This window comes from Microbacterium testaceum, from assembly GCF_001476285.1.
GTDB classification, from domain to species: domain Bacteria; phylum Actinomycetota; class Actinomycetes; order Actinomycetales; family Microbacteriaceae; genus Microbacterium; species Microbacterium testaceum_B.
In genome coordinates this window covers 22,638-30,874 of record NZ_LDRU01000036.1, presented here as the reverse complement: position 1 = coordinate 30,874, position 8,237 = coordinate 22,638, and the positions used below count along the sequence as shown (strand labels likewise).

The 8,237-nt window shown below is 66.6% G+C and carries 15 protein-coding genes; 14 read left to right on the top strand and 1 reads right to left on the bottom strand.

Annotated elements, in window-relative coordinates; genetic code table 11:
* The first annotated feature begins 616 nt into the window (after positions 1-616).
* Positions 617-832 (top strand): hypothetical protein, encoded by a 216-nt coding sequence (locus NS283_RS07550; RefSeq protein WP_058596249.1) that lies wholly within the window; start codon positions 617-619, stop codon positions 830-832.
* Between the two features lie 56 nt (positions 833-888).
* On the opposite strand, the gene lepB is transcribed toward NS283_RS07550, so the two are convergent.
* On the bottom strand, positions 889-1,527 hold the full coding sequence (gene lepB, locus NS283_RS07545) for a signal peptidase I (protein WP_241492207.1): 639 nt from the start codon (positions 1,525-1,527) through the stop codon (positions 889-891).
* A 607-nt stretch (positions 1,528-2,134) separates the two neighbouring features.
* Between lepB and rpsJ the strand changes: the two genes are divergently transcribed.
* Genes rpsJ through rplX form a run of 13 tightly spaced genes read left to right on the top strand, consistent with a single transcriptional unit; the run spans position 2,135 to position 8,236 of the window.
* Entirely contained in the window at positions 2,135-2,443 is a 309-nt protein-coding gene (rpsJ, locus tag NS283_RS07540; protein WP_013584016.1) for a 30S ribosomal protein S10, read from the top strand.
* A gap of 8 nt (positions 2,444-2,451) precedes the next feature.
* Complete coding sequence (rplC, locus tag NS283_RS07535; RefSeq protein WP_058596247.1) at positions 2,452-3,111, top strand: 50S ribosomal protein L3; 660 nt, start codon at positions 2,452-2,454, stop codon at positions 3,109-3,111.
* A 4-nt stretch (positions 3,112-3,115) separates the two neighbouring features.
* Positions 3,116-3,778 (top strand): 50S ribosomal protein L4, encoded by a 663-nt coding sequence (rplD, locus tag NS283_RS07530; RefSeq protein ID WP_058596246.1) that lies wholly within the window; start codon positions 3,116-3,118, stop codon positions 3,776-3,778.
* Positions 3,775-4,074, top strand: coding sequence for a 50S ribosomal protein L23 (gene rplW, locus NS283_RS07525; protein ID WP_058596245.1), 300 nt, complete (start codon positions 3,775-3,777; stop codon positions 4,072-4,074). Before rplD ends, rplW begins: the two co-directional genes overlap by 4 nt.
* Before the next feature lie 24 nt (positions 4,075-4,098).
* Positions 4,099-4,938 carry a 50S ribosomal protein L2 gene (gene rplB, locus NS283_RS07520; protein ID WP_013584012.1) on the top strand — a complete coding sequence of 280 codons (840 nt, stop codon included), beginning with the start codon at positions 4,099-4,101 and terminating at the stop codon, positions 4,936-4,938.
* Between the two features lie 12 nt (positions 4,939-4,950).
* The gene (gene rpsS / locus NS283_RS07515; protein ID WP_013584011.1) at positions 4,951-5,232 is read left to right on the top strand and encodes a 30S ribosomal protein S19; all 282 of its coding nucleotides are present in this window, start codon (positions 4,951-4,953) and stop codon (positions 5,230-5,232) included.
* 25 nt (positions 5,233-5,257) lie between these two features.
* Positions 5,258-5,656, top strand: coding sequence for a 50S ribosomal protein L22 (gene rplV, locus NS283_RS07510; RefSeq protein WP_013584010.1), 399 nt, complete (start codon positions 5,258-5,260; stop codon positions 5,654-5,656).
* On the top strand, positions 5,656-6,414 hold the full coding sequence (gene rpsC / locus NS283_RS07505) for a 30S ribosomal protein S3 (protein ID WP_013584009.1): 759 nt from the start codon (positions 5,656-5,658) through the stop codon (positions 6,412-6,414). The genes rplV and rpsC overlap by 1 nt, the downstream gene beginning before the upstream one ends.
* Positions 6,414-6,833 (top strand): 50S ribosomal protein L16, encoded by a 420-nt coding sequence (rplP, locus tag NS283_RS07500; RefSeq protein ID WP_013584008.1) that lies wholly within the window; start codon positions 6,414-6,416, stop codon positions 6,831-6,833. Before rpsC ends, rplP begins: the two co-directional genes overlap by 1 nt.
* Positions 6,833-7,144 carry a 50S ribosomal protein L29 gene (rpmC, locus tag NS283_RS19330; RefSeq protein WP_013584007.1) on the top strand — a complete coding sequence of 104 codons (312 nt, stop codon included), beginning with the start codon at positions 6,833-6,835 and terminating at the stop codon, positions 7,142-7,144. The genes rplP and rpmC overlap by 1 nt, the downstream gene beginning before the upstream one ends.
* Positions 7,144-7,470: a 30S ribosomal protein S17 gene (gene rpsQ / locus NS283_RS07490; protein ID WP_058596244.1), complete on the top strand. Its 327-nt coding sequence runs from the start codon at positions 7,144-7,146 to the stop codon at positions 7,468-7,470. The genes rpmC and rpsQ overlap by 1 nt, the downstream gene beginning before the upstream one ends.
* Positions 7,471-7,505: 35 nt before the next feature.
* Positions 7,506-7,874: a 50S ribosomal protein L14 gene (gene rplN, locus NS283_RS07485; RefSeq protein WP_013584005.1), complete on the top strand. Its 369-nt coding sequence runs from the start codon at positions 7,506-7,508 to the stop codon at positions 7,872-7,874.
* A 2-nt stretch (positions 7,875-7,876) separates the two neighbouring features.
* Positions 7,877-8,236 carry a 50S ribosomal protein L24 gene (rplX, locus tag NS283_RS07480; protein WP_058596243.1) on the top strand — a complete coding sequence of 120 codons (360 nt, stop codon included), beginning with the start codon at positions 7,877-7,879 and terminating at the stop codon, positions 8,234-8,236.
* Position 8,237: the final 1 nt, after the last annotated feature.

The window sequence follows — 8,237 nt, the reverse complement described above, 5'->3', positions numbered from 1 at the left end:
GACGTCGGGGACGGGGATGCCGGGGGAGTCGCGGAGCCAGTCGGATCCGGCGTTGCTGACGGTTCATCCTGCGCGGGCAGGACGGCCGCGCCGTTCGTGGGAGATTCGAGCGCGGCGCCCGTCGCGACGTGTGCCGGTGGTAGCGACATGGCGTGAGCGGCCGGTGCGGGCAGCGTCGCGCTGAGGGCGACGACGGTGGCGATACTGAGGATCTTGAGCATCCGGGGGGTCCTCGGGGTAGGAGACGCCACCGGAGTGTGACGGCCCGTCGGGTACGTGTCTTCTACTCGCCCCGTGGTCTCCCAGCGGGGCGAGCGGTAACGCTCTCGGGAAATCGTCACGTCGACGCCGGTGTCTTCGCTTCGCGGCAAAGACGGAACCGGGGTTCGCGACTGCGTGCCCGTGAGGGGCGCTGGGCGGTCGCAGGATTCCCCGCCTCAGTCTTACCCGCGCACACAGCAGAAACAAGCGAATCTCAGAGAAAGTCATTGGGAAAGACCCTCCCCGCATTCAGGTCAAGCCCACGAGCCATCTCCCCACGACGCGCCGTGCGCGAGCACAATGAACCGCAACCCGTCGGCATCCCCGCCGGCACCGGTCCTGAAGGGAGACGCGCATGGGCGTGGACGACATCATCAACAAGGGCAAGAAGCTGCTCGATGAGAACCGCGACAAGATCGAAGAGGCGCTGAAGAGCGAGAAAGCCGAAGAAGTCAGCGACAAGATCCTCGACGGCGCCGCGGATGCCATCAAGAAGGTCGTTCCGGCGGAACAGCACGCGAAGATCGACGACGTGCGGCAGAACGTCGACAAGCACATCGGCAACGCCTGACCCGAAGCCACACGAAGCGGCGCCGCCCGGGGACGGGCGGTGCCGCTTCGTCGTCGTCAGCCGAGTGGTGAGGAGAGCCGGTCGAGCGGCCAGACGATCGCGAAGACGGTCCCGATGACCTGATCGCGAGGGACGAAGCGCGCGCATCCGTCGGTCGACGCCGTGCCGCGACACTTCACCACCGAGTCCGACGAACTCGCCCGATTGTCGCCCATGACCAGGAAGGAGCCGTCGGGGACGGTGACGGGGCCGAAGCAGCGCGACGACGCCGGGACGCTGTCGCAATCCAGCTGCCCGGGAGCGAAGGCGAGGTCGTTTCGGACGTAGTCCTCGTCGAGCGCGGTCCCGTCCACTTCGATCCGGCCGTCCGCCGTGCAGCACTGCACGGTCGTCCCGGGCTCGCCGATGACCCGCTTCACGAGCGCATCGAGATTGCTGGGACCGAAGCCCACGAGATCTCCGACCCAGCCCGCCGCCCGACGGAGCGGGCTCGGCGCCGCGGCATCCGTCTCCCACGCCTCGGGGCGAGAGAACACCACGACGTCGCCCGGGCGAGGATCGGATGCGATGAGGGTGATCCGGTCGGCCAGGATGCGATCACCCGCCTCGAGAGTCGGCGACATCGATTCGGACGGCACCTGGAACGGCTTCACGACGAACGCCTGCAGGAGAGAGAGCACCAGCAGTGCAGCCACCAGATGCAGGATGGGGGAGCGGCGTACGCGCTGCCACCGGGTGCGCATCCTGGACGCGTCGGGATCACGGGCGCTCATGTGCCTGCCGCCAATCGGGTTCTCCGGCCGCACGGACGTCCGCGCGCGCCGACATGGTAGGCAGGAAGCGAACTCGTCGATGGCCGGGTGGCGGCGCTCTCACGAGCGGTTCACCCCCATAGGAAGCACCGCAGGCACCGGCGGCCGGGCGAGCGATGCTGAGGATATGCCGCGCGCGACACGCCCGGGTTTGCGACACGCCCGACGGGTCCGTAGACTAGTCCAGTTCCACATTCCGGCGTGCGCTCGGCGCGCGCCAGGATCACTGTCAGGGCAGTGCACAGGCGGCGCGTGAGCGCAGGGTCCTGGGCCGCGGGCAGCAGAACACCACACCGAACCCCCTCTTCCTTCACAGGATTCGCGCGCGTGCGTGCGAGGGGCGGGCCGGATGCCATGGCATCCGGTTTGACAGCTGAACAGCGGTGCAGCATCTCTCGCGTGAGCGAGGGGAAGTGCCAGGGTGCGTCAGCACCACCGTGCGTCCAATGCCCCAGGTCGGGTAAGACGCGAGAAAGAGAGAGAGCAGACAATGGCGGGACAGAAGATCCGCATTCGCCTGAAGTCGTACGACCACGCCGGGCTCGACTCGTCGGCGCGCAAGATCGTCGACACCGTGACCCGTGCCGGCGCCACCGTGGTGGGCCCGGTTCCCCTGCCGACCGAGAAGAACGTCGTGTGCGTCATCCGGTCGCCCCACAAGTACAAGGACAGCCGCGAGCACTTCGAGATGCGCACCCACAAGCGCCTCATCGACATCATCGACCCGACGCCCAAGGCCGTCGACTCGCTGATGCGCCTCGACCTCCCGGCCGATGTCAACATCGAGATCAAGCTCTGAGGTTCGACATGGCTGACATCAACTCCAAGATCTCCAAGGGCCTCCTCGGCACCAAGCTCGGCATGACCCAGGTGTGGGACGAGAACGGCAAGCTCGTTCCCGTCACCGTCATCGAGGTCGCTCCGAACGTCGTGACCCAGCTCCGCTCGGTCGAGAAGGACGGCTACAACGCCGTGCAGATCGGCTACGGCCAGATCGACCCCCGCAAGGTGAACAAGCCCCTCACGGCCCACTTCGAGGCCGCGGGCGTCACCCCCCGCCGTCACCTCACCGAGGTTCGTACCGCGGATGCCGCGGACTACTCGCTCGGTCAGGAGCTCACGGTCGACGGTCTCTTCGAGGCCGGCCAGCTGGTCGACGTCGTCGGCACCAGCAAGGGCAAGGGCACCGCGGGTGTCATGAAGCGCCACAACTTCAAGGGTGTGTCCGCTTCGCACGGTGCGCACCGCAACCACCGCAAGCCCGGCTCGATCGGCGCCTCGTCGACCCCGAGCCGCGTGTTCAAGGGCATGCGCATGGCCGGCCGTATGGGTGGCGAGCGCGTGACCGTCCTCAACCTCACGGTGCACGCCGTCGACGCCGAGAAGGGTCTGATGCTCGTCAAGGGCGCCGTCCCCGGTGCTCGTGGCCGCATCGTCTACGTCCGCAACGCAGTGAAGGGTGCCTGATCTCATGGCTGACTCGACTCTCGCGCTCGACGTCCTGAAGGTCGACGGCAAGAAGGCCGGCTCCGTGGAGCTGCCCGCCGACATCTTCGACGTCAAGACGAACATCCCCCTCATCCACCAGGTCGTCGTGGCGCAGCGCGCCGCGGCTCGCCAGGGCACGCACTCGACCAAGCGTCGTGGCGAGGTCTCGGGTGCCGGCCGCAAGCCCTTCAAGCAGAAGGGCACCGGTAACGCCCGTCAGGGCTCGATCCGCGCGCCGCACATGACCGGTGGTGGCATCGTCCACGGCCCCAAGCCGCGCGACTACGGCCAGCGCACCCCCAAGAAGATGATCGCCGCCGCCCTCCTGGGTGCGCTCAGCGACCGTGCTCGTGGCCAGCGCCTGCACATCGTCGACAGCTTCGGCATCGAGGGCGCGCCCTCGACCAAGGCTGCCGCCGCGGTGCTGACCGGCCTCGGTGCCGTCAAGAACGTCCTCGTGGTCATCGACCGCGACGACGAGCTGACGATCAAGAGCGTGCGCAACCTCGCGTACGTCCACGTGCTGACCTTCGGCCAGCTGAACGCCTACGACGTGCTCGTCTCCGACGACATCGTCTTCACCAAGGCCGCCTACGACGCCTTCGTCGCGTCGAAGTCGGGCGCCACCGAGGAGGTCTCGGCATGACCGCCGTCAACAAGGACCCGCGCGACATCATCCTGAAGCCGGTCGTCTCCGAGAAGAGCTACTCGCTCATCGACGAGGGCAAGTACACCTTCCTGGTGGACCCCCGTTCGTCGAAGACCGAGATCAAGCTCGCGATCGAGAAGATCTTCGGCGTCAAGGTCGCTTCGGTGAACACGCTGAACCGCGCGGGCAAGGCCCGTCGCACCCGCTTCGGCATCGGCAAGCGCAAGGACACCAAGCGTGCCATCGTCACGCTGAAGTCCGGCACCATCGACATCTTCACGTCTGTCGGCTGACGGTCGGGATAGAGGACAAGAACAATGGCTATTCGCAAGTACAAGCCCACGACCCCCGGTCGCCGCGGCTCGTCGGTGGCCGACTTCGCCGAGATCACCCGATCGACGCCTGAGAAGTCGCTGCTGCGCCCGCTGTCGAAGACCGGTGGCCGCAACAACCAGGGCCGCATCACCACCCGTCACATCGGTGGTGGCCACAAGCGTCAGTACCGTCTGATCGACTTCCGTCGTAACGACAAGGACGGCATCGACGCCAAGGTCGCGCACATCGAGTACGACCCCAACCGCACCGCGCGCATCGCCCTGCTGCACTACGCAGACGGTGAGAAGCGCTACATCCTCGCTCCGGCGAAGCTGTCGCAGGGTGACGTCGTCGAGTCGGGTGCCGGCGCTGACATCAAGCCCGGCAACAACCTGCCGCTGCGCAACATCCCCACCGGTACCGTGATCCACGCGATCGAGCTCCGTCCCGGTGGCGGCGCGAAGATGGCCCGTTCGGCCGGCGCCTCGGTGCGTCTGGTCGCGAAGGACGGCCCCTACGCGCAGCTGCGTCTGCCCTCGGGCGAGATCCGCAACGTCGACGTGCGCTGCCGCGCGACGATCGGCGAGGTGGGCAACGCCGAGCAGTCGAACATCAACTGGGGCAAGGCCGGCCGCATGCGCTGGAAGGGCGTCCGCCCGACCGTGCGTGGTGTCGCCATGAACCCGGTCGACCACCCGCACGGTGGTGGTGAGGGTAAGACCTCCGGTGGTCGTCACCCTGTTTCGCCGTGGGGCAAGGCCGAGGGCCGCACCCGTCACGCGAACAAGGAGAGCGACAAGCTCATCGTCCGCCGTCGTACCGCCGGCAAGAAGCGCAAGTAGGAGTAGAGGAAGATGCCTCGCAGCCTTAAGAAGGGCCCCTTCGTCGACGAGCACCTGCTTCGCAAGGTCGTCTCGCAGAACGAAGCCGGTTCGAAGAACGTCATCAAGACCTGGTCGCGCCGTTCGATGATCATCCCCGCCATGCTGGGACACACCATCGCCGTGCACGACGGTCGCAAGCACATCCCCGTGTTCGTGACCGAGACCATGGTCGGCCACAAGCTGGGCGAGTTCTCGCCCACCCGCACCTTCCGCGGCCACGTGAAGGACGACAAGAAGGGCCGCCGCCGCTGACGCGGGGGCGCAAGAGGAGAGAGAAATGGTGGAGTCCATCGCACGCGTGCGACACATCCGCGTGACCCCTCAGAAGGCTCGTCGTGTCGTCGCTCTCATCAAGGGCAAGCAGGCCGAAGAGGCCCTTGCCATCCTGAAGTTCGCGCCCCAGGGCGCGAGCGAGCCGATCTACAAGCTCGTCGCCTCGGCCATCGCGAACGCTCGCGTCACGGCCGACAAGACGAACGAGTACCTGGATGACGCTGACCTGTACGTGAAGAACGCGTACGTCGACGAGGGCACGACGCTGAAGCGTTTCCAGCCCCGCGCTCAGGGTCGCGCCTTCCAGATCAAGAAGCGCACGAGCCACATCACGGTCGTGCTCGCGACGCCCGAGACCGCTGAGGCGGCCCCGGCTCGCGCCAACAAGAAGGCGAGCAAGTAATGGGACAGAAGGTCAACCCGTACGGCTTCCGCCTCGGCATCACCACCGACCACGTGTCGCGGTGGTTCTCGGACTCGACGAAGGCCGGTCAGCGCTACGCCGACTACCTCGCCGAGGACATCAAGATCCGTCGCCTGCTGACCACGTCGCTCGACCGCGCCGGCGTCAGCAACATCGAGATCGAGCGCACGCGTGACCGCGTCCGCGTCGACATCCACACCGCCCGTCCGGGCATCGTGATCGGTCGCCGCGGCGCCGAGGCCGAGCGCATCCGCGCCGACCTCGAGAAGCTCACCGGCAAGCAGATCCAGCTGAACATCCTCGAGGTCAAGAACCCCGAGGCCGACGCTCAGCTGGTCGCGCAGGGTGTGGCTGAGCAGCTCACCGCTCGCGTGGCGTTCCGCCGCGCGATGCGCAAGGGTCTGCAGGGTGCACAGCGCGCCGGCGCCAAGGGTGTCCGCATCCAGGTGTCGGGCCGCCTCGGCGGCGCCGAGATGAGCCGTTCCGAGTTCTACCGCGAAGGCCGGGTGCCCCTGCACACGCTCCGCGCGAACATCGACTACGGCTTCTACGAGGCCAAGACGACCTTCGGCCGCATCGGCGTGAAGGTCTGGATCTACAAGGGCGACCTCACCAACAAGGAGCTCGCCCGCGAGCAGGCCAACGCGCCCAAGTCGCGCGGTCGTGACGACCGCGGTGGCGACCGTCGTCGTGGCCCGCGCAACGAGGCCCCCGTGGCAGAAGGAGCGTCGGCGTAATGCTCATCCCCCGCAAGGTCAAGTACCGCAAGCAGCACCACCCCGGCCGTTCGGGCCAGGCCACCGGTGGCACCACGGTGTCGTTCGGTGAGTTCGGGATCCAGGCGCTCACCCCCGCTTACGTGACCAACCGTCAGATCGAGTCCGCTCGTATCGCCATGACGCGTCACATCAAGCGTGGTGGAAAGGTGTGGATCAACATCTACCCCGACCGTCCGCTCACCAAGAAGCCGGCTGAAACCCGCATGGGTTCCGGTAAGGGCTCGCCCGAGTGGTGGGTTGCGAACGTCAAGCCGGGTCGCGTCCTCTTCGAGGTCGCCGGTGTCAACGAGGAACTCGCTCGTGAAGCACTGACCCGTGCCATCCACAAGCTGCCCCTGAAGGCACGCATCATCAAGCGCGAGGAGGGCGACGCGTAATGGCGATCGGCACCAAGCAGCTCGCCCCGAGCGAGCTCGACACGTTCGAAGACCAGCGCCTCGTCGAGGAGCTGCGCAAGGCCAAGGAAGAGCTGTTCAACCTGCGCTTCCAGTCGGCCACCGGCCAGCTCGAGAGCCACGGCCGCATCCGTGCAGTCAAGCGCGACATCGCGCGTCTGTACACGGTGATCCGTGAGCGCGAGCTCGGCATCCGCGCCACCCCGGCCCCGGTCGAGGCGACGAAGGCGAAGAAGAGCAAGGCGAAGAAGGCGGATGCCGCTGACGACGCCGCGAAGGAAGAGGCGGAGTAATGGCTACCGCGAAGAAGGCCGAGGCGCAGGTCGCCGGTCACGAGCACGCCGAACACGATGTCCGTGACGAGAACGCCCGCGGTTACCGCAAGGCGCGTCGTGGCTACGTCGTCAGCGACAAGATGGACAAGACGATCGTCGTCGAGGTCGAGGACCGCGTGAAGCACCCGCTCTACGGCAAGGTCATCCGTCGCACCTCGAAGGTCAAGGCGCACGACGAGACCAACTCGGCGGGCATCGGCGACCTCGTCGTCATCAACGAGACCCGTCCGCTCAGCGCCACCAAGCGCTGGCGCCTGGTCGAGATCCTCGAGAAGGCCAAGTAAGCCTCGCGGCTTGCTTGGAACCCAAGGAGTAAAAAGTGATTCAGAACGAATCCCGGCTGAAGGTCGCCGACAACACCGGCGCCAAGGAGCTGCTCACCATCCGCGTGCTCGGCGGCTCCAACCGTCGTTACGCCGGCCTGGGTGACGTCATCGTCGCCACGGTCAAGGACGCGATCCCGGGTGGAAACGTCAAGAAGGGCGATGTGGTCAAGGCCGTCGTCGTCCGTGTCGTCAAGCAGACCCGCCGTCCCGACGGCTCGTACATCAAGTTCGACGAGAACGCTGCCGTGATCCTGAAGAACGACGGGGAGCCCCGCGGCACCCGCATCTTCGGACCGGTCGGTCGTGAGCTTCGTGACAAGAAGTTCATGAAGATCGTCTCGCTCGCCCCGGAGGTCATCTGATCATGGCGAAAATCAAGAAGGGTGACCTCGTTCAGGTCATCTCGGGCGCCAAGCCCGAGCGCGGCGGCGACCGTGGCAAGCAGGGCAAGGTCCTCGAGGTCCTTCCCGAGCAGAACCGCGTCATCGTCGAGGGCGTGAACTACGTCACCAAGCACAACCGCGTGGGCCAGTCCCAGCGCGGCACCAAGACCGGTGGCATCGAGACGTTCGAGGCCCCGATCCACATCTCCAACGTCGCGATCGTCGACCCCTCGACCAAGAAGCCGACCCGTGTCGGCCACCGGGTCGAGGAGCAGGTCAAGGACGGCGTCAAGCGCACCGTCCGCGTGCGCTTCGCGAAGAAGTCAGGCAAGGACCTCTGAA